At 59.9% G+C, this 17,900-nt stretch carries 19 protein-coding genes; 15 read left to right on the forward strand and 4 right to left on the reverse strand.

What is annotated here, in order from left to right; genetic code table 11:
- Window positions 1–87 precede the first annotated feature (87 nt).
- The 9 genes from O3S85_RS08805 (at window position 88) to O3S85_RS08845 (ending at window position 9,243) form a co-directional block, all read left to right on the forward strand.
- The gene (locus O3S85_RS08805; RefSeq protein WP_269539700.1) at window positions 88–1,014 is read left to right on the forward strand and encodes a LolA-like protein; all 927 of its coding nucleotides are present in this window, start codon (window positions 88–90) and stop codon (window positions 1,012–1,014) included.
- 112 nt (window positions 1,015–1,126) lie between these two features.
- Window positions 1,127–2,374 carry a cysteine desulfurase gene (locus O3S85_RS08810; RefSeq protein WP_269539702.1) on the forward strand — a complete coding sequence of 416 codons (1,248 nt, stop codon included), beginning with the start codon at window positions 1,127–1,129 and terminating at the stop codon, window positions 2,372–2,374.
- Window positions 2,375–2,796: 422 nt separating this feature from the next.
- A complete protein-coding gene (gene sufU / locus O3S85_RS08815) occupies window positions 2,797–3,219 on the forward strand; it encodes a Fe-S cluster assembly sulfur transfer protein SufU (protein WP_269539703.1) in 423 nt (140 codons plus the stop codon).
- Between the two features lie 292 nt (window positions 3,220–3,511).
- Window positions 3,512–6,448 (forward strand): tetratricopeptide repeat protein, encoded by a 2,937-nt coding sequence (locus O3S85_RS08820; RefSeq protein WP_269539705.1) that lies wholly within the window; start codon window positions 3,512–3,514, stop codon window positions 6,446–6,448.
- Window positions 6,445–7,329 (forward strand): hypothetical protein, encoded by an 885-nt coding sequence (locus tag O3S85_RS08825; RefSeq protein WP_269539706.1) that lies wholly within the window; start codon window positions 6,445–6,447, stop codon window positions 7,327–7,329. The genes O3S85_RS08820 and O3S85_RS08825 overlap by 4 nt, the downstream gene beginning before the upstream one ends.
- Window positions 7,326–8,084 (forward strand): MotA/TolQ/ExbB proton channel family protein, encoded by a 759-nt coding sequence (locus O3S85_RS08830; protein ID WP_269539708.1) that lies wholly within the window; start codon window positions 7,326–7,328, stop codon window positions 8,082–8,084. Before O3S85_RS08825 ends, O3S85_RS08830 begins: the two co-directional genes overlap by 4 nt.
- 3 nt (window positions 8,085–8,087) lie before the next feature.
- Window positions 8,088–8,273: a hypothetical protein gene (locus O3S85_RS08835; protein ID WP_269539711.1), complete on the forward strand. Its 186-nt coding sequence runs from the start codon at window positions 8,088–8,090 to the stop codon at window positions 8,271–8,273.
- Window positions 8,274–8,410: 137 nt separating this feature from the next.
- Entirely contained in the window at window positions 8,411–8,776 is a 366-nt protein-coding gene (locus O3S85_RS08840) for an ArsR/SmtB family transcription factor (RefSeq protein ID WP_269539715.1), read from the forward strand.
- A 17-nt stretch (window positions 8,777–8,793) separates the two neighbouring features.
- Window positions 8,794–9,243: an arsenate reductase ArsC gene (locus O3S85_RS08845; RefSeq protein ID WP_269539717.1), complete on the forward strand. Its 450-nt coding sequence runs from the start codon at window positions 8,794–8,796 to the stop codon at window positions 9,241–9,243.
- 154 nt (window positions 9,244–9,397) lie between these two features.
- Here the strand turns inward: O3S85_RS08845 and O3S85_RS08850 are convergent, their stop codons facing one another.
- Together O3S85_RS08850 and O3S85_RS08855 are read right to left on the reverse strand one after the other, a co-directional pair.
- Window positions 9,398–10,516 carry a hypothetical protein gene (locus O3S85_RS08850; protein ID WP_269539719.1) on the reverse strand — a complete coding sequence of 373 codons (1,119 nt, stop codon included), beginning with the start codon at window positions 10,514–10,516 and terminating at the stop codon, window positions 9,398–9,400.
- A 294-nt stretch (window positions 10,517–10,810) separates the two neighbouring features.
- Window positions 10,811–12,334, reverse strand: coding sequence for a sigma-54-dependent transcriptional regulator (locus tag O3S85_RS08855; RefSeq protein WP_269539722.1), 1,524 nt, complete (start codon window positions 12,332–12,334; stop codon window positions 10,811–10,813).
- Window positions 12,335–12,419: 85 nt separating this feature from the next.
- On the opposite strand from O3S85_RS08855, the gene O3S85_RS08860 reads away from it, so the two are divergent.
- From O3S85_RS08860 to O3S85_RS08875, 4 genes are read left to right on the forward strand one after another with little or no spacing between them, the layout of a single operon-like run.
- Complete coding sequence (locus O3S85_RS08860) at window positions 12,420–13,391, forward strand: site-2 protease family protein (RefSeq protein ID WP_269539724.1); 972 nt, start codon at window positions 12,420–12,422, stop codon at window positions 13,389–13,391.
- Between the two features lie 49 nt (window positions 13,392–13,440).
- Complete coding sequence (locus O3S85_RS08865) at window positions 13,441–13,863, forward strand: VOC family protein (protein ID WP_269539726.1); 423 nt, start codon at window positions 13,441–13,443, stop codon at window positions 13,861–13,863.
- 41 nt (window positions 13,864–13,904) lie between these two features.
- The gene (locus O3S85_RS08870; RefSeq protein ID WP_269539729.1) at window positions 13,905–14,090 is read left to right on the forward strand and encodes a hypothetical protein; all 186 of its coding nucleotides are present in this window, start codon (window positions 13,905–13,907) and stop codon (window positions 14,088–14,090) included.
- Window positions 14,075–14,374 carry a type II toxin-antitoxin system RelE/ParE family toxin gene (locus tag O3S85_RS08875; protein ID WP_269539732.1) on the forward strand — a complete coding sequence of 100 codons (300 nt, stop codon included), beginning with the start codon at window positions 14,075–14,077 and terminating at the stop codon, window positions 14,372–14,374. The genes O3S85_RS08870 and O3S85_RS08875 overlap by 16 nt, the downstream gene beginning before the upstream one ends.
- On the opposite strand, the gene prfB is transcribed toward O3S85_RS08875, so the two are convergent.
- Window positions 14,371–15,517, reverse strand: a protein-coding gene (prfB, locus tag O3S85_RS08880; RefSeq protein ID WP_269539734.1) for a peptide chain release factor 2 whose coding sequence is annotated in 2 segments (ribosomal slippage) — window positions 14,371–15,441 and window positions 15,443–15,517 — 1,146 coding nt in all. Because the reading frame shifts where the segments join, the coding sequence is not laid out codon by codon here. The two genes, O3S85_RS08875 and prfB, sit on opposite strands and share 4 nt — an antisense overlap.
- A 182-nt stretch (window positions 15,518–15,699) precedes the next feature.
- Entirely contained in the window at window positions 15,700–16,638 is a 939-nt protein-coding gene (locus O3S85_RS08885; protein ID WP_269539737.1) for a rhomboid family intramembrane serine protease, read from the reverse strand.
- Between the two features lie 73 nt (window positions 16,639–16,711).
- On the opposite strand from O3S85_RS08885, the gene O3S85_RS08890 reads away from it, so the two are divergent.
- Together O3S85_RS08890 and O3S85_RS08895 are read left to right on the forward strand one after the other, a co-directional pair.
- Window positions 16,712–17,218 (forward strand): deoxycytidylate deaminase, encoded by a 507-nt coding sequence (locus O3S85_RS08890; RefSeq protein ID WP_269539739.1) that lies wholly within the window; start codon window positions 16,712–16,714, stop codon window positions 17,216–17,218.
- Between the two features lie 3 nt (window positions 17,219–17,221).
- Entirely contained in the window at window positions 17,222–17,848 is a 627-nt protein-coding gene (locus tag O3S85_RS08895) for a type II secretion system protein GspG (protein WP_269539742.1), read from the forward strand.
- Window positions 17,849–17,900: the final 52 nt, after the last annotated feature.

Consider the following 17,900-nt stretch of genomic DNA (forward strand, 5'->3'; position numbering starts at 1 on the left):
ACACAGTGTCGTCGGTTTGTCGCTAACGATACGGTATTATTACACTTCCGGTATTTTCAAGGGCTGCCCGATGTGTGTCTGTGGGGTATGCCTAAATCTCGTCGTCGTTCCTCTTCCTGGTCCCGCAAAAAGAAGCCCCAGCTTATGGTGCTTGGCGGCGTGGGTGCCATTATTTTAACGCTCGGTGCGGGCATGTTCGCCTTGATCATGCACAAGAATGCCCAGGTCGCCGAGGCCTCGCATGAGCCCACGGAGCACGCCGTTGCCGAAGCACCCGCAGAGCCGAAAGCTGCCCCGGAAAAGGCCGAGCTGGACATCGGCGGCATCGTCTCAAAGGACCCCCTGGAGCAGGTCGTCTTGCGGCATTTTGCGGTGACGAACATTGACGACGTTACCACGCTCAAGCTCAACGCCAGCCTGCAAATGGGCGCAAACCCGGAGCCCGATAACATGCACGAGGTGGTCTTCTATTTCCGCCGCCCGAACTTCGCTCGGCGGGTGATGATGCATGGCGACTTGCGCTTCGACATGGGCTTTGACGGCAACGAAATCTGGGCGCAGCAAGTCGGCAGCAACGGCGCGGTGCGCAAGGTGGACAACATTTCGGAAAAGCAACGTGCCCAGTTCAAAGAAGCCGCCCGCATCGGCAGCTATCTTTGGAAATACCAGCAGGACCCCAAGCGTTTCTCCCTGCATCGCGACACGATGATCGATGGCCGGATGTGCCACGTGGTCGAATACGAGGACGAAAAGGAGCGCGTGCTGACCTACATTGACACCCAAGACTACTACGAGATTGCCCGTGAGCAGCACCCGAAAAATGCGGGGGACGCGATCGCTTTCATGCGCATGACCGAGCACATGGAGAAGAACGGCGTCGTCATGCCGATGAAGATTGAGACGTCCTCCAATGGCGAAGTTTTCTCCACGGTGGTCATCGACCAGATGGAGATCAACGCCGGGGTGCCGAGCTACATTTTCAACGAGCCCAGCGTCCGCTACTCGGCGAAATAGGACCCGCCGCCAACGGCTTCAATGCTGGCGGTTTTGGCCCTTTTGCTGCCGCATTTATTTCCATTATTCGCAGTTGCAAAGGCGCACTGTTGAGCTACAGTCTCAATTTAGAATGATTCTAGATAAGGACAGTTCGACCGCTGCGTGGGACGTAGCGGCGGTGCGCGCGGAGTTCCCCATTCTCGGGGAGTTAGTCAACGGGCAGCCGCTCGTGTATCTCGACAACGCGGCCACCTCGCAAAAGCCGCTTGCCGTCATTGAGCGCCTCGATGCCTACTATCGCGCGGGCAACGCCAATATCCACCGTGGCGTGCATGCGCTGAGCCAGGAGGCGACCGGGGCCTACGAAAGCGCCCGCAAGTCCGTGGCGAAATTTCTGGGCGCGCCCGAGGAGCGCAGCTGCATCTTTACTCGCAACGCCACGGAGGCGATCAACCTCGTGGCCGCGACCTGGGGCCGTGAAAACATCGGCGCGGGCGACGAAATTCTCGTCTCCGAAATGGAGCACCACGCGAACATCGTGCCTTGGCAATTGCTCGCCGAGCGCGCCGGTGCCAAGGTGACGGTGATCCCCGTGACCGACCGCGGCGAGCTGGACCTCGACGCCATTCCGGCCCTGCTGACCGACCGCGTAAAGCTGCTCGCACTGTGCCACGTATCGAACTCGCTGGGGACGATTAACCCCGTCGAGCAGATCATTCCGCTGGCCAAGGAAAAGGGCATTACCGTGCTGCTCGATGGCGCGCAATCCACCGCGCACTTCCCGGTCAACGTGGCCAAGCTGGGCTGCGATTTCTTTGTCTTTTCCGGCCACAAGGTCTGCGGCCCGACGGGCATCGGCGTCCTCTGGGGCAAGCCCGATCTGCTCAACGCCATGCCTCCCTACCAAGGCGGCGGCGACATGATCGACCGCGTCAGCTTCGCCGGGACGACATTCCGCAAAATTCCCGAACGCTTCGAGGCTGGCACGCCGCACATTGCGGGAGCCATCGGCCTGGGGGCCGCCGTGGAATACCTGATGGCGCGCGACCAAGCCTCCCTCGCCGCCTACGAGCACGAGCTGCTGGCCTACGCCACGGAACAGCTCCAGAGCATCGAGGGGCTCAAGATTTACGGCGAGGCCGCGCGCAAGGTCAGCGTCGTGTCGTTCATCATTGCGGGCATTCACCCGAACGACCTCGGCACCATGCTCGATGTGGACGGCATCGCGATCCGCACCGGGCACCACTGCACGATGCCCCTCTGGGCCCGCTTTGGCCTGGAAGGCTCCTGCCGCGCCTCCTTCGCGTTCTACAATACCATGGAAGAAGTCGACAAGCTGGTCGCCAGTTTGAAGAAGGCCCAGAAGTTGTTGGGGTAGAAAATGACCAGTGACGTGAATCTACCATGTGTCTTGGCAAGTGGAGATCGTGTGAAGTGCCAATTGACCTATTGGAATGATAATTCGTTGGCGCATGTGAAAGTCTTGATCTCGGGTAGCGAATACAATGCGTCGGATCATGATTTCTGGGGGGCGTTCCTACTGATTCGCGAAAAGCTTGAGTCAGAGAAAATTCAGATCATCTGTAACGGAACGAGCAAGGATGTGTTTCCTTCGGGAATGTGCCGAGATATGGGCGCAGGGCTGTCGGCTTACCGGACTAGACTGTTTCGTAGATCTTCAAGAGAGTGCTTAGTTCAAGTTTTTGAGCATGCTACTTGGAATTGTTTTGCTACGGTAGAGCAACAGAGGAAGAGATTTGCCTTGTGGCTTATTCTGCCTCGTATTCTGCCACCTAAACCATGACCGACCCCGAGCTACAGCGCGAAATCCTGCTCGACCACGGACATCATCCGCGGGGCGAGGGCTTGCTGGAGCCGTGTGATCTCCGCACCGAAGGCAGCAACGCCGATACGGGTGATGTCGTGCAGCTGACCCTGCGCCTGGAAAATGACGTGATTGCCGCCATTGGCTTTACCGCGCAGGGGAGTACCGTGCTGCGCGCGTCGTGTTCGATGTTGGTCGACTCGCTCACAGGTAAGACCCGCGCCGAGGCCGCCGTGCTCGCGGACCGCTTCATGGCCCTGCTCAAGCAGGAGGTGGACGACGAGGGTTGGGACGGCCTGGGCGACGCCGTTGCCCTCTGCGGCATCCGGCAGTTCCCGGCCCGCGTGCGCTGCGCGATTTTGCCCTGGCGGACCGTTGCCGGGTTGTTGGCGGAGTAGAGGGTGCGTGGTCTGTAGATTGTCGAAGGTGGCGGCCGGTGTCCTCACCGGCCAGAGCTTGAAACGATAAGAAGGAATCGGTCCGCGCTCAGGCCATATCGTCGAAACATGCCAACGGATAATCATTTATCGCCCCGCCTACATTCTGGCCGGTGGGGACACCGGCCGCCACCTTTTGAGAGTGCCCCGGATGCATTTTTCCCACCCCAATGGGCCGAATTCCGCCCAAAACAGGGCCAAAAGTGACGTTCAGGTGAAAATGGGCAGGCGCCTTGCTTTTCCGATTGGGAAAATGCTGAAATCCCGACAAGGTGCGCAGTTCATGCAAACACTGGGCCGAATACTGCTGCTTGGGCTGTTGTTAATGACAACGGCGCGCGGTGCGTTTATCGAGATGCCCGCGACGATGCAGGAGACGCTCCAGCTCGGCGTGCAGGCCTTTACCAATGGCGAGTATGACAAGGCTGCGCAGGCCTTTGACCACCTCACGGAAAAGTTCGGCCAGGAGCCGCAATACCAGCCGCTGATCCCCACCTTGCTCCCAATCCACGGCTACGCTTGTCAGATGAGTGAGCGGCCCGAGGACGCCATCGAGCTGTATAAAAAATTCCTCGCACTGGAAAACCAACAGGAGTCGCGGCGCGCCTTCGTGCTCTACAGCATGGCGCAGGCTTATCAGGCCAGCGGCGACATTCAGGAAGCGGTCGACACCTACCAGCAGTTTATCGAGACGGCGCCGGACTCGCCCGAAGCCGTGCTCAGCGCGATGCGCCAGGCCGAGCTCTATTTCGACCAAGGGGACGACCAGGCGGGCATTGACCGGCTGATCGGCTTTGCCGCCAGTGACAAAGTCCCGCCGACCCTGGGCACACAGGCGCAGCTGCGCGCGTTGCAAAAGGCGCTGGACAACCGCGACTTCAAGCAGGCCCAGTCGATCCTCTTTGGCTACGATTGGAAAGTGGAAGTCATGCCGGAACTGGCGGTGTTGACCTTTGCCGCGCTGGAGGTGGGCAACCACTTGCTCGACAAGCGTGAGTTCGAGGACGCGATCCGCGCTTACCGCCTCGTCACCCCGGCCAAGGTGCTCATGGCCGCGCAGCAGGGCCGCCTGCAGGCGCTGCAATTCGCCTGGAATGAAAAGCAGCAGGAGGCCGGCGAGGGTCACCACGCCGAGGCGATTTGGAACGACTACTACCGCAACCTCATGGGCCGCGTGCAGGGCCAGTTGGAGAGTCTGCAAACCTCGGAAGACTTCACGCCGGGCTTCCAAATGCGGCTCGGTCAGGCTTTCCTTTTTGCGGAGCGCGAGCGCGAGGCGTATATCCTCTTTCGCATGTTGGCCGAGGATGAATCCTTGAGCAACCAACTGCGGGGCTCCGCGCACTACCGTTGGATTCTCGCCGCGAACGCCTTGGAAGACTGGGACGACTCCCTGCGCATTGCGAAGCTGTTCCTCGACCGCTATCCGGACCACCCCGAGGCACCGGCGGCGATCTTCCTCATTGCGAATGCCTATCAGGAGCTCAAGGAATACCGCAAAGCCGTCGAGGTGCTGACCGAGCTGCTGGACAATTATCCTGACCACCGCCTCGCCGTTCGCTGGCAGTTCAGCCGCGGTTACAACCAACTGCTGGCGCAGGATTACCCGCCCGCGCGCAAGGATTTCGAGGCGGTCCTCGCGGGCAAGCCCGACGAATACCTGGCTGCGCAGGCCCGCCTGTGGAACGCGATGTCTTACTTCTTCGCCCGCGATTACGATGAGGCCATGAATCGCTATGAAGAGGCGCTCGCCGCCACCGCCCCGGGCAACCCGTATTACCCGGAGCTCGAATACCGCCGCGCACAGGCGCTCTACTCTGCGCGTAATTACCCGGAGGCGCTCGTCGCCACGGATGAATTTATCGAGACCTATCCGGACAACCTCCGCACGCCGGAGGCTCGCGTGCTGCGTGGCGACATCCTGATGGGCGAGGGCCGCCTGCTGGAGGCGTCCAACCAGTTTGCCCGCGTGGGGCCCGATGCTGACGCGCTCTTTACCTACGCGGTGTTTCAGCGGGGTAAGATTCAGAAGGCCATGGGCGCACACGAGCTGATGGTCGAGCACTTTACCGACTACGTCCGCCGCAAGGATGTGAAGGACAAGACCCGCATCGCCGAGGCGCTTTATTGGATCGGCTGGGCCTACGAGCGCCAGGGCGAGCCCGAGCGCGCGTTCCCGCTGTTTATCGAGGCGATAGCAGTGCATGGCAACGCGGTTAAGGCTGGCGAAACCATTGCCATTCTCCAGGCCCTGCACAAGCAGCACACGCAGTATCACCGCGGCGAGCTGTTGCTCTCCAATGCCGACGGCGATGCGATGGGCCTGCTAACCGAGCCGGACTTTATTCAATGGCTGGACGACCAGCACAAGCTTGCCGTCGAGCGCAAGGAGTGGACCTGGATGGCCCGCATTAATCTCTACCGCGCCATGCTTTACGAGAAGGTCAAGGATCGCGAGCGCGCGGGCAACGCCTTGTTTGAGATCGTGGAAAAAGCACCGCTGAAGGACCTCGACCCCGAGGCATTGGCGAAGGTGGGCACGTTTCTGACCAGCCTGGAAATCGCCTCGGCGGACGAGTATTTCGACTACCTGATTGAAGAGTATCCCAAGAGCATGCAGCTCGGCGCGGCCTACTACGGCATGGCGCAGCTCGCCGTGCAGGCCCGCGAATACGCACAGGCCGAAGCCTGGCTCAACCGCTTTGAGAACGAGACCGCCTTCCATCCGGCAGGCAACGACGCCAAGCTCCTGCGTGGTCAGTTACTGGTTACGCTCGACGAACCCGACCAAGCCATCGAGGTGCTCCAGGAACTGCTTCGGCTCAAGGCCGCCCGTGGCCGCCCCCACGCCAAGGCGCTGCTCGGCATTGCCCAGGCCCACGAGCTCAAGGGCGAGGACGACAAGGCGATCGCCTATTACCAGCGCGTTTACACGCTCTACCGCGCCTACCCGGAGGAAATCGTCGCTGCCTACGTGGCCAGTGCATCGCTCTTTGAAGAACGGGGCGACCTGCGCGCGGCTTACAATACCTGGGAAGAACTGGCCGGCGACCCGCGTTTAACATCGTTTGAAGAAGCCCAGGCGCAGGCCGCTGAAGCCATGGCCCGGCTGGAGCCGATTTTACCACCGGAGCCGGAAGCCGTCACGGCCGAGGTCGAGTCTACCACCGAAGAGGAGGCCCCGCTGTGAGAACCTTAATCGCCATTTGCCTCTTTGCGCTAGCCGCAGCAACCGCGCCCGGGATGACGCTGGAGCAGGCGCAGGCCTCGCTCAACGAACCGCAGGGCCTCGTGCTCAAGGGCCGCCGACCGCTCAGCGGCAAGGCCATGGGCGTGATTGAGAATCAGCTCGTATTCCGCTCGGCGCGCGCGGGTGGATCCCTGGACTACCGCTATAATCTCGACGAGATCGAGCGCCTGCAATTTCCGGGGAACGACGTCGCCTACGCCGCGCAGCAGGCGCTTCGCGCGGGCAACAGCGAAGAAGCGCTCATGCTGATGAAGGCCATGTTTGAGCAGCGCGGCGGCTACCTGCAGTTTTTAACGCCGGGCGAGCTGGAGTTCTTTTATCAGTATGCGGAGCTGGAGTTTCAGGAGGGCGATGCCTATGCGGGCCTTGGTGCCGGGCTGGCCTTGCAGGAGATTGTGGAGGACCCGCGCCTCCTGCGCAAGGTGGACGACCTCGTGCTGCTCGGCCACTACAAGCTGCCGCTCAAAAAGAACACCCGCGAGCTTGCCGAAAAATGGATTACCGAAGCTGAGCCCTACGGGCCCTCGGCGCTGGGCTTTTACGTGGTGGGCCAGTTGGAGTTCGACGCCGAGGAGTATCAGGCGGCGCTGTGGCAGGCCCTGGAGCCCGTTACGCTGAGCAGCCAGTTCCCCATGGATTATTTGAACTACTGCTACGCGCTCGCCATCGCCTCATGCCGGGAGCTGGAGCTGCCCGCAGAGGAGGCCAAGCTCCGCGCCGAAATGGCCGAGCGCAGCCTCACCTGGCCCGATATCGAAGTCCTTGCCGCCTACGAACAACCGCTACCTGAACCTTTAAATACCGAACCAGAACCGTCATGAACGTATCCAAACTGACCAACCGCGCCTTCTTCCTGGGCAGTGCCGCACTGCTGACCGCCACCGCGCTCTATGCGCAAGAGGAAGCCGAGGCCGCTGCGCCCAGCGGCAAAAGCCTCTTTCAGCTGATTGGCGAAGGCGGCTGGGCGATGATCCCGCTGGGCCTGTGCTCGATCTTTATGTTCTTTTTGATCTTCTATTGCTGGAAGGAAACGGTGCGCAAAAAATTCGTTCCTGATGGCGTTGCCCAACAGGCTTCGCAATACCTACAGGCCCGCCAGGTTGCCGACGCGCAAACCATCCTGCAGGGCAGCGACAGTGTGCTCACTCGTGCGCTCGTGCCCGCGCTAAACAAGGCCCGCCCCGAGCGTCCCGACGCCAACCGCGCCAAGGTGGAGACAGTCCTCGTCGAGAATTTAGAGTCCGAGGAAAACGCCGTGGGCCAATGGGTGAACTACCTGAACGTCGTTGCCGCCGTGGCCCCAATGATTGGTCTGCTCGGCACGGTGAGTGGTATGATCAGCGCCTTCCAAACGATTGGCCAAGGTGGCATGGGCCGGCCGGAGCTGCTCGCGGGCGACATTGGTGAGGCGCTTATCACCACGGCGACTGGCCTGGTGATCGGCATCCCGGCGATGGTGTTTTACTTTGTGATGAAGAACCGTTTGGGTAACCAAATGATCGCCACTGTCCAGACCGCCTCCAACCTGATCGACGATCTTGCCGAAGAGCCGGTTTACGCCGAACAGGCTGAGTAGGGGATGACGGCGGGCGTCGAAGGCTATGAGCGCGATGTCGCGCGGTTTGTGACGTCGAGCCAGCAACTGAACTTTCACGAAACGAACCGCGATTTCCTCCCGTTTCTGCCCGCTGCTCCGGCTGCGGTGCTCGACGCCGGGGCTCGCGCGGGCCGCCATGGTGGGGCTGCGCTGCCAGTTCCGCATTGAGAACCAGGCCAGCCTATTCGCTCACAAGCCGGATGTCCGCTGGGCCCGCGTGCTGCTGGAGAAGCCGGCGTAAGCTTTCCACTGATTATTTGCCAATTCGATTTGACTGTATATGCAATAAGTGGAATATTCGTTCCATGGAGATTGTTCAGGTTTACAAATGCATGTGCGACATGCAGCGTTTGAGGATCCTTAACCTCCTCAAGGATGGCCCACTTTGCGTCTGCCACTTGGTGGAAATTCTCGATGCCGATCAGGTGAAAATTTCCAAGCAGCTGCGCTACATGAAGGAGAACGGCATGGTGAAAGCCGAGCGTTTTGCGCAATGGATGATCTACAGCCTCGCCGACCCCGAGAACCCGCTGTTGCAGGACAACCTCAAGTGCCTCCAGGATAGCTTCGGCGACCACACCGCCTTTGCCAGCGACATGCAAAAGCGCGCCAAGCTCGCCGATCGCATCAAGAAGGAAACGCCCGACTGCGCCTGCGCCTTGGAAAAGTAATTTTCCATCACACGATCATGACGAAGCCCAAAGTTCTCATTCTTTGCACTGGTAACTCGTGCCGCAGCCATATGGCTGAGGGCATCCTGCGCAACGCGGCGGGCGACCTGTTCGAGATTTACAGCGCTGGCTCCAAGCCCGCTGGCTACGTGCACCCCAACGCAATCGAGGCGCTGAAGGAGATCGGTATCGACATCTCCGCGCACACCTCGAAGCACCTCGACCAATATATGGAGGCCGGCATCAGCACCGTGATCACCGTGTGCGACAACGCCGACGAAAGCTGCCCGCTCTTCCCTGGCAAGGTCAACCGATACCACTGGGGATTTGAAGATCCGCCCAAGGCCGCTCGCGAAGGCGAGAGTGAGATGGATGCCTTCCGCCGCATTCGCGACGAAATTAAGAAAGTCTTTGAAGCTTACGCGGGTGGTTACCGCGAGGCGTTAAATCATCAATTAGTCAGCTAACGAAACACGGGAAATCTACGATTCCGCCCAGCGCTCCAGTCGGCGTTTGGCACTGATTAAGCAACCATTTGATTTGGCGTAGGTCGGTCTCTACAGAGCCCGATATTTATGGCGGGGCTGACATGCGGATGGCTAATGCCAACCACATACACCGTTACTTCACCAGGATCCGCACGGGTTCGCCCGGGGTGGGATTGGTGGGTGGGGCCATTGGCTGGCCGATGAAGTTGCCGTTGTGCCACAGGCCGGATATGGGCGTTTTGCCGGACGCTGGGTTGAAGATCAGCGTGCCTTCGCCCTCGAAAACGCCATTGGCAAACGAGCCCACATAACGGTCGCCATCGGGAAATTCGTAAACGCCCTCGCCGTGCGGTAGCCCGCGCTCGAAGTCGCCGTTGTAGCGCGCGGTGGTCGGGTATTCGATGGAGCCCTTGCCGTGAGGGAGGTTGTCAACGAAGTTGCCGTGAAATTCGCGTCCATCTGCGTAGAGAATTTTGCCGTAGCCATGGCGTTGGTTATCGCGGAATTCGCCACGGTAGATGTTGCCCTCGGCGTCGGTTAGCTCGCCTTGGCCGTGCCATTTACCGTTGAGAAATTCGCCAATGTAGCTCGCGCCGTCTTCGGTGGTTTGCTTGCCCGGGCCCAAAGCGCGCCCCTGCACGAAACGCGCTTCCAGACGCCCGCCGTTGGGCCCCGTAATGACCGCCTCACCCTGAGTGACGCCGCGGTCGAACTGTCCTTCGATACGTGTGCCGTCTTCGTAAATGAGTACGCCTTTGCCGGCGATTTCGTCGTCGTAGAATTGGCCTTTGTATTCGCCCATGCCGTCGCGAATGTAGCTGCCATGGCCGGACTTTTTGCCGTCCACCCAGTCGCCATCATAATACTCGCGATCGGAGCGGAAGACGCCGCGGCCATGAAATTTACCGGCGCGAAAGGTGCCTTCATACATTTCTCCGGAGGGGCGGCGGCGTTTGCCCTGGCCATCGAGTAAGCCGTTTTTAAACTGTCCTTCCTCCCGCGTGCCATCGGCGTGGATGAACAGGCCCTTGCCCTCAATGAGCCCGTGGTGAAACTGGCCTTCGTAAAAACCTCCATGTCGCCAGGTGAGCTTGCCTTGGCCGTGAAAAAGCCCGTTTTTAAATTCCCCTTGGTAGCGCGAACTGTCGGGAAGTTGCGCCGTGCCGGTTCCGCTCTGCGGATGTTCGGAGCAAGCGGCGACGAACAGCGCAAGCGCGGCGAGGATCAGGCAAATGACGGCGTTTCTCGGCACAGATTAACAGCATGCCAGAAAATAATGGAAACGCCAGTGCGCGCTGCGGGATTTTTTGAAGGGCCAGGCGCAGTTCCGCTGAGTGGGGCAAGCCGTATCGCCGGAGTGGTTCGTTGGCGGTTGGCTTTAGCCATCCGCCTAATTGGCAAGGTCTACATGTCGGCCTCTGAAGAGACCGACCTACGCCACTCCACCGTGGCGGCTTGTCCCGCTCAGCGGGACTGCGCCCTACCTCAGACAGTTGGATTGGCCATTTGCGCAATGCGCAAATCTATCGGTCCAGCCGGAGGCTGGTTAGACTTTGAGGTCGAGGGATTCGATGCGTTTGCGGAGGGTGGCGCGGGTGATGCCGAGCAGCTTCGCCGTCTTGACCTGGTTACCGTCGAATTCCTTGAGCGCACGGATGATCATTTCGCGTTCGATTTCGCTGAGGATGCTTTCATCGAACTGGTCGCGAAGGATTTTATAAAGTGTGTCGCAGGCTTCGCCAATGGTGCCGGCGGGGGCGGCAGAGACCGGCGCGGCGATGGGCTCCGCGGTTGTCGGCGCAGGCGCTGCGGCAACCGGCATGGGCGCGGGCGTTTTGCCTTCTGCCTTGGTCGACGCCTGGTTGGAAGCGGTCGCGGCATCTCCGAATTTGCCCAGGAGCTCGTCGGGCAGGTCCTTGCGCAGGATCGCCTCACCACCGGCGACAACGGCGCTGCGGTAAACGAGGTTTTCCAGCTCGCGAACGTTGCCCGGCCAGTCGTAGGCCGTCATGATCGCCATGGCGTCACTGGAGAATCGCTTGGCGCGCGTCTTGCGGTTGCGGCCCAGCTTTTGCAGGACGAAGTCCACCAGCGAGGGGATGTCTTCCTTGCGCTCGCGGAGGGAGGGCAGGCGCAGGCGGACGACGTTCAAGCGGTAATAAAGGTCTTCGCGGAACTCGCCTTCTTCGACGAGCTTTTCGAGGTCCTTGTTCGTCGCGGCGATCAGGCGGACGTCCACTTTGATCGTTTCGTTGCCGCCGACGCGCTGGATCTCACCCTCTTGGGTGGCGCGGAGAATCTTGGTCTGCGTGGTCAGCGACATGTCGCCGATTTCGTCGAGGAAAATGGTGCCGCCGTCGCACAGCTCGAACTTACCCCGGCGCTGGGTGGTGGCACCGGTGAAGGAGCCCTTCTCGTGGCCGAACAGCTCGGACTCGATCAGGTTTTCCGGAATCGCCGCGCAGTTGACCGCGATGAACGGCCGGCCGTTACGCAAGCTGTGCTGATAAATGCAGCGCGCGACGAGCTCTTTGCCCGTGCCGCTTTCGCCGGTGATCATCACCGTCACATCGCTTGCAGCGACCTGGCCGATGATTTTAAATACTTCCTGCATTGCCTCGGACGTGCCGACGATGCCTTCGCGGTAGTCCTCGCTGTTGAGCGTGGGCTCGTATTCGTCCTTGGACTCGTGGAGGTCGGCGTAGGCGGCGAACGCCTTTTCGATCAGGCCAAGGATCTTGGCGATGTCGAACGGCTTGATGATGTAATCAAACGCGCCGAACTTCATGGCCTCGATCGCCGTCTGCGTCGTGCCAAAGGCGGTCATCAGGATGACCATCGAGTCCGGGCTGGAAGTGCGCAGGTGTTGCAGCGTTTCGATGCCCGTTATGCCGCCCATACGGTTGTCGAGCAGGATGACCGACGGCTTCTCTTTTTCAGCGACTTTCAGGCCTTCCTCTCCGGATGAAGCCTGGATGATGCGGTAGCCGCGCGCCGAGAGCACGCGTTCGAGCGAGTAGCGAAGGCCCTCGTCGTCATCGATAACCAATATGGACTGTTCTTCGGACATAGTTTGCAGTTCTCCCCAAACGGCGCGCTTTCCCTTGCGCGCAGTTTGTATGCAACTAACGTAGAGCTGAATTGTCGAAGCGCAAGTGTCTAACACATCGTGGAAAATTGGCCGTTTGTTCGGCATTCAGCTGGAAATTCATTTCACGTTTTTCCTCCTGCTGGGTTTTTATATATACGTCGGCCATCAGGCGATTGGCTGGCGGGGTTCGCTGACGCTGGGTATCATGATCGTGCTGGTCTTTGTATCGGTGGCGCTGCACGAGCTGGGCCACTGCCTGACGGCGCAGCGCTACGGCATCAAGGTGCCGCGCATTGTGTTCATGGCCATTGGCGGCATGGCGCAGATGGGCAGCATCCCGCGCGACCCGCGCAAAGAAATGATCATCACCATCAACGGCCCGTTGGTAAACTTCGCCATCGCGGCAATCCTCTTCGTGGTGCTGTGCATCACTTACAGAGATGTGGGCTACGTGGCCGAAGGAAGCGTTAACTTGCTGCGCAAATACTTTACCGACGACTACGTGCGTTCGCCGTACAACCCGTGGTCGCTCAGTTGGGTGAGCTTTGCCTGGGGGCTGCTCGGGTGGAACATCGCGATGGGCCTCTTTAACTTACTGCCGATCTTTCCGATGGACGGCGGGCGCCTGCTCCGCGCCGCGCTGGCCAAGAAGTTTAACTACCTGCAAGCCTCCAAGATCGCCGCGACTGCGGCCAAGGTGATCGCCGCGGTGCTCATCGCGTGGGCGCTGCTGGTGTCGCAGCATTACCTGCTGGCGGTGCTGCTGGTGTTTATCTGGATCGGGGGCGACGAGGAGCTGAAGTATGTCGCCGTCATCGAGCAATACGTGGGCAAGACGGTGAGCGATGTCATGGTCGATCCGCCGAAGCTGCCCGACAATACCCCGATGTCCAAGCACGCGCTGCAGGCGCATTGGCTGGTGGACGACCATACAGCGGAAATTTTCTCCAGCGCCGCCGCGTTCCCCGTCCACGCCGAGGGCGAGCTGGTGGGTGTCGTTTACCCGGACCTGCTCTGGGAAAAAGCCGGGCATTGATTTTTCAGAAACAGTTGATTAACTGCACGAAACTTTAACCAAATCTACCATGCCCTCTATTGTTCAACCTTACGTCTTTTTTAACGGCCGCTGTGACGAGGCCCTCAAGTTTTACGAAGCCGCGATCGACGCCAAGATCGACTACGTCATGCGCTTCAACGAAAGCCCGGAACCCGTGCCCGCTGAGCAAGTCCCGGCGGACTTCGATGACAAGATTATGCACTGCAGCTTCAAGGTCGGCGACTGCGTGATCATGGCCTCCGACGGCTGCGAGGAAGGCGTCGATTTCAAAGGCTTCAGCCTGTCCATCACCGTCGAAGACAAAGCCACCGCACATCGCTACTTCAACGCCCTCGCCGAAGGCGGCAAAGTAGAAATGCCGATGGGCAAGACTTTCTGGTCCCCCTGCTTCGGCATGGTCACCGACCAGTTCGGCATGAGCTGGATGATCGGCCTGGCCGGGGAGATGTAGTTTGAGTCGACAATCGCGAATTGCTGCGTTACATTTTTCCTATGAGTGTTAAAGAAATGGCCATGGAAACGATCTCTCACCTGCCGGAGGACGTTAGCTGGGAGGTTGTCAAGGAACGCATTGACTTCATGGCTGCCATTGAACGAGGCATGCAGGAGCTGGATGCTGGGCAAGGAGTTCCGATTGAAGATGTAGAAAACGATCTTCGGGAATGGCTTTCAAAGTAATCGTTGCGCCATCGGCTCGGCAAGATCTCAGTCTGATCATTGAGTATATTGCTCAACGTGATCCAGCTGCGGCCGAGCGCATTGGTTTATCGATCATCTCCACGATTAAAAGGATCGGAGAATTCCCGAGAATTGGGCGTATCGTTCCTGAATTTGGGTGGGACACGATTCGCGAGATCGTATTCAAGAACTATCGACTCATCTATCGAATCAAGGATGAGGAAATGAAGATTGAAGTAGTCCGCATCTGGCACGCCAAACGCGGACATCCGTTAATCCCTTAATCCTCCAACTGCACTTCCTTGTTGCGGTGGCGGGGGCAGCCGGCGCGGAGCCAGCCGTTGACGAATGGGTCGAGGTCGCCGTCCATGACTGCTTGCACGTTACCGGTTTCGACGCCGGTGCGCAGGTCCTTGACCATTTGGTAGGGCTGGAAAACGTAACTGCGGATCTGGTTGCCCCAGCCGATCTGGCCTTTTTCGCCGTAGAACTTTTCCATCTCCTGCCGCTTTTCGTCGAGCTTGAGTTCGTAGAGCTTCGACTTGAGCTGACGCATGGCCTGGTCCTTGTTTTTGTGCTGAGAGCGCTGGCTCTGGCAATACACGACAATGTTCGTCGGCAAGTGGGTAATGCGGATCGCGGACTCCGTCTTGTTGACGTGTTGGCCACCGGCACCGCTGGCGCGTTGGGTGTCGATGCGCAGCTCGTCCGGCGGGATGTCCAGATCGATGTCGTCATCGACTTCCGCAACCACGTCCACCGCGCAGAACGAAGTGTGGCGGCGGCTGTTGGAGTCAAACGGCGAGATGCGCACCAGGCGGTGAACGCCGCGCTCGGCCTTGGTGTAGCCGTAAGCGTTGACGCCTTCAAAGCGCAAGCTGACGCTGGAAATGCCGGCTTCTTCACCCTGTTGCAGGTCGAGAACTTCGACTTTCCAGCCGCGGTTTTCGGCCCAGCGCGAATACATGCGGTAGAGCATGTCGGCCCAGTCGCAGCTTTCGGTGCCGCCGGCACCGGCTTGCACGGAAAGAATGGCGCTGTTGCCGTCCATCGGGCCAGTCAGGAATGAGCCGATTTCGAGGTCGTCGATTTGGCTGTAAAGCGCCTTGGTCGACTTCTCAATTTCGGCCATGTATTCCGCGCCCTCTTCCTCGTCGGCTTCCTCCACTAGCTCGACCATCGCATTGAGGTCGTCCACCAGCGGTTTGAACTTGGTAATGTCCTCAATGGCGGCCTTGCACTGGTTGCTCTCGCCAATGACTTTTTGCGCGGCCTTCTGGTCGTCCCAGAAGCTCGGCTCGCTCATTTTTTCTTCGAGCTCGCCAATGCGTTTTTGCTTACCCGCGACGTCAAAGATACCTCCAAAGATGCCCCGCGCGGCGGGTGATTTCTTCGATCTGGGAACGGACTTCGGGCTCAATTTGCATGGCGTGAAAAGAAGAGCCAGCACCGCGTGTTTTGCAAGCAGGAATGTTGGCGGTGGGGATCTGGCCGCATTGCAAATCGTAGCATAGGCGTCCCGCCTGTGGCCTACTCAATCATTTATTAAATCGTCGTTCAGGGTACAGGCGCGACGCCTATGCTACGGCCATGTTAGATGAAAAATGCTCTAGCCATTCATCGCCACCGTCACGCCCCAGCCGATTGCGATCAGTGCGAGCGGTAGCGCGAGCATGGGTTTGGATTTGCCCAGATCCGGCCAGCGGCGTTGCAGCCAGAAGCCTACTGCACCCAACGGCACGCCGGCGGCAAAGCCCCACACGTGCGCGAGCACATCGGTGTTGCCGCCGCTGAACCCCGTCAGCAAAAGAATGACTATCCCGGCGCCGAGTGGGATGGCACGGTGCTTGAGGCTTGCGCGCTCGGCGGGGGAGAATTTACCCGCCATCGCGTGGCCCACCAGCATGCCCAGTGCGCCGAAGATCGCCGTGGAGGCTCCGAGCGAGCCGTGGTATTCCGGCCAGTAGAACCAGGCGTTGAGCACGTTGCCAATGTAGCCGCTGAGCACGAACAGGGTCCACCCGAGGCCCGCGCCAAAGATGCGGTTGATCAAAAACCCGAAGCACACGCCGGAGACGAGGTTGGCGATCAGGTGGTCGATGCCGCCATGCAGGGTGAGCGCAGTCATCGGCAGTTGCCATTGGCCGTCGCCAAAAATCCGGGTATTCACGCTCACGCCCAGTTCCGTGAAGCGCGGCCAGCGCGACTGTGCCGCGAAGAGTGCGATGATCACCAAAGAGTAGCCCACAAGGCTCAGGGGCGAGGCGGGCTTGTCCGACGGCAGGGCGGTCAGCGGGCGTGGCGGCCAGTTTTTGTTTTCGCGCTGATACTTGCCGAGCTGGTCGTAAATGTCGTCCTTGTGTGCCTCGTCGATCCAGAGGTAGTAGCCGCCTTCGTCGCCGGGCACGAGCTCGTAGCTCAGGCGCATGGAGAGGATGACGAGGCCGTGGTCCTTCGCACGCTTGGGCGAGGTGTAGGGGCCGATGGCAAACACCCCCGGCGGCGGCGCAGGTTGCGGTTCATGAATCTGGTCGGCGGAATCGGCCACGGGATTCACAGGAAAATGCATTGCGACTGCCGTGGAAAGCTTCAAACTGGCCTCAACCGCAAACAACCACGCCATGAGCCTATCCGCACCTGATTCCGTCAATCCGACCGCCGAAGCCGCCACCTTGCTGGACCGTATCGAGGGTGCTGTGGCTGCCGGGGGGGATCGCCCGTCGTGGGATGAGTATTTTATGGCGACGGCCTTGCTGATCTCGTCGCGTTCGTCGTGCGAGCGCCTGCACGTGGGCGCGGTGATGGTGTCCGCCGGGGCGCATCCCAACCGTATCATTGCGGCGGGCTACAATGGCTTTTTGCCGGGCCATCCGCACCAGTCCCGCGTTCGGGACGACCACGAGCAGGGCACCGTCCACGCCGAGCAAAACGCCGTGGCCGATGCCGCGCGCCGGGGCATTTCCGTGCAAGGGGCGACGGCCTACGTCACCCATTTCCCGTGTATTAACTGCGCAAAGATTTTGTTGTCGGCGGGCATTGCGTGCATCAAGTATCGGCACGATTACAAAAACGACCCGATTGCGCTGGAGCTGATGCGCGAAGCTGGCGTCGAAGTGATAAAATTATAAACAATGAAGCGAACCCCTTTTTACCTGATGGCGCTGGCTGGCGCGGTCTCCCTGTTGGCGAATGACTCAATCGACGGGCCGCCGCCCGCTGCCGAGACTGCCGCGGAGGCCCCCGCACCGCAGCCGCACATTGGCCGCTTTCAACTGAGCGAAGCCGGTAATTTTCAATTGGTCATCGATACCGCCACCGGCCGCGTGTGGCAGGTAAACCGCAAGATGGGCGAAGTCACGATGAGCCCCGTCCACTACGAGCATGCCGACGAGGCCAAGACGCCGCTGCCGGACTACACCCCGCCGCCCAAGCAAAAGTGGAGCCCCGTGCCGCTGGACCCCGAAGTCGAGGCCGAGCGTCAGGCCACGGCACAAAAATTTGTCAACGAGACCATCCATGCCTCGATCATGACCTATGCGACGCAGGTCGGGCAGTTCCCAGGCAGCTTGGCGCAACTGGCGACCAACCTCGGCCGCAGTCCGCGCTGGCAGGGCCCTTACATCAACGAAACGCTGATCGATCCGTGGGGCAACCGCTACCAGTATGTCTTCCCCGGCGTGAACAACCCCGACACCTACGACGTGTGGTCGCTTGGCCCGGATGGCGTCATGAGCACCGACGACATCGGCAACTGGTGAGCGGCTGGCAAAACGCCGTTTTCACTGGCAATCGGCAGGGATGCGCGTAGCT

The sequence above is a fragment of the Cerasicoccus sp. TK19100 genome, assembly GCF_027257155.1.
Classification (GTDB): Bacteria; Verrucomicrobiota; Verrucomicrobiia; order Opitutales; family Cerasicoccaceae; genus Cerasicoccus; species Cerasicoccus fimbriatus.

What these genes read in the sequence shown, in the direction of transcription:
- O3S85_RS08890 (WP_269539739.1), top strand. Translation starts at nt 16,712, where the DNA reads ATGAGCCTATCCGCACCTGATTCCGTCAATCCGACCGCCGAAGCCGCC.
- O3S85_RS08870 (WP_269539729.1), top strand. Translation starts at nt 13,905, where the DNA reads ATGAGTGTTAAAGAAATGGCCATGGAAACGATCTCTCACCTGCCGGAG.
- O3S85_RS08845 (WP_269539717.1), top strand. Translation starts at nt 8,794, where the DNA reads ATGACGAAGCCCAAAGTTCTCATTCTTTGCACTGGTAACTCGTGCCGC.
- O3S85_RS08810 (WP_269539702.1), top strand. Translation starts at nt 1,127, where the DNA reads ATGATTCTAGATAAGGACAGTTCGACCGCTGCGTGGGACGTAGCGGCG.
- O3S85_RS08855 (WP_269539722.1), bottom strand. Translation starts at nt 12,334, where the DNA reads ATGTCCGAAGAACAGTCCATATTGGTTATCGATGACGACGAGGGCCTT.
- sufU (WP_269539703.1), top strand. Translation starts at nt 2,797, where the DNA reads ATGACCGACCCCGAGCTACAGCGCGAAATCCTGCTCGACCACGGACAT.
- O3S85_RS08840 (WP_269539715.1), top strand. Translation starts at nt 8,411, where the DNA reads ATGGAGATTGTTCAGGTTTACAAATGCATGTGCGACATGCAGCGTTTG.
- O3S85_RS08835 (WP_269539711.1), top strand. Translation starts at nt 8,088, where the DNA reads ATGACGGCGGGCGTCGAAGGCTATGAGCGCGATGTCGCGCGGTTTGTG.
- O3S85_RS08875 (WP_269539732.1), top strand. Translation starts at nt 14,075, where the DNA reads ATGGCTTTCAAAGTAATCGTTGCGCCATCGGCTCGGCAAGATCTCAGT.
- O3S85_RS08820 (WP_269539705.1), top strand. Translation starts at nt 3,512, where the DNA reads ATGCTGAAATCCCGACAAGGTGCGCAGTTCATGCAAACACTGGGCCGA.
- O3S85_RS08895 (WP_269539742.1), top strand. Translation starts at nt 17,222, where the DNA reads ATGAAGCGAACCCCTTTTTACCTGATGGCGCTGGCTGGCGCGGTCTCC.
- O3S85_RS08805 (WP_269539700.1), top strand. Translation starts at nt 88, where the DNA reads ATGCCTAAATCTCGTCGTCGTTCCTCTTCCTGGTCCCGCAAAAAGAAG.
- O3S85_RS08830 (WP_269539708.1), top strand. Translation starts at nt 7,326, where the DNA reads ATGAACGTATCCAAACTGACCAACCGCGCCTTCTTCCTGGGCAGTGCC.
- O3S85_RS08865 (WP_269539726.1), top strand. Translation starts at nt 13,441, where the DNA reads ATGCCCTCTATTGTTCAACCTTACGTCTTTTTTAACGGCCGCTGTGAC.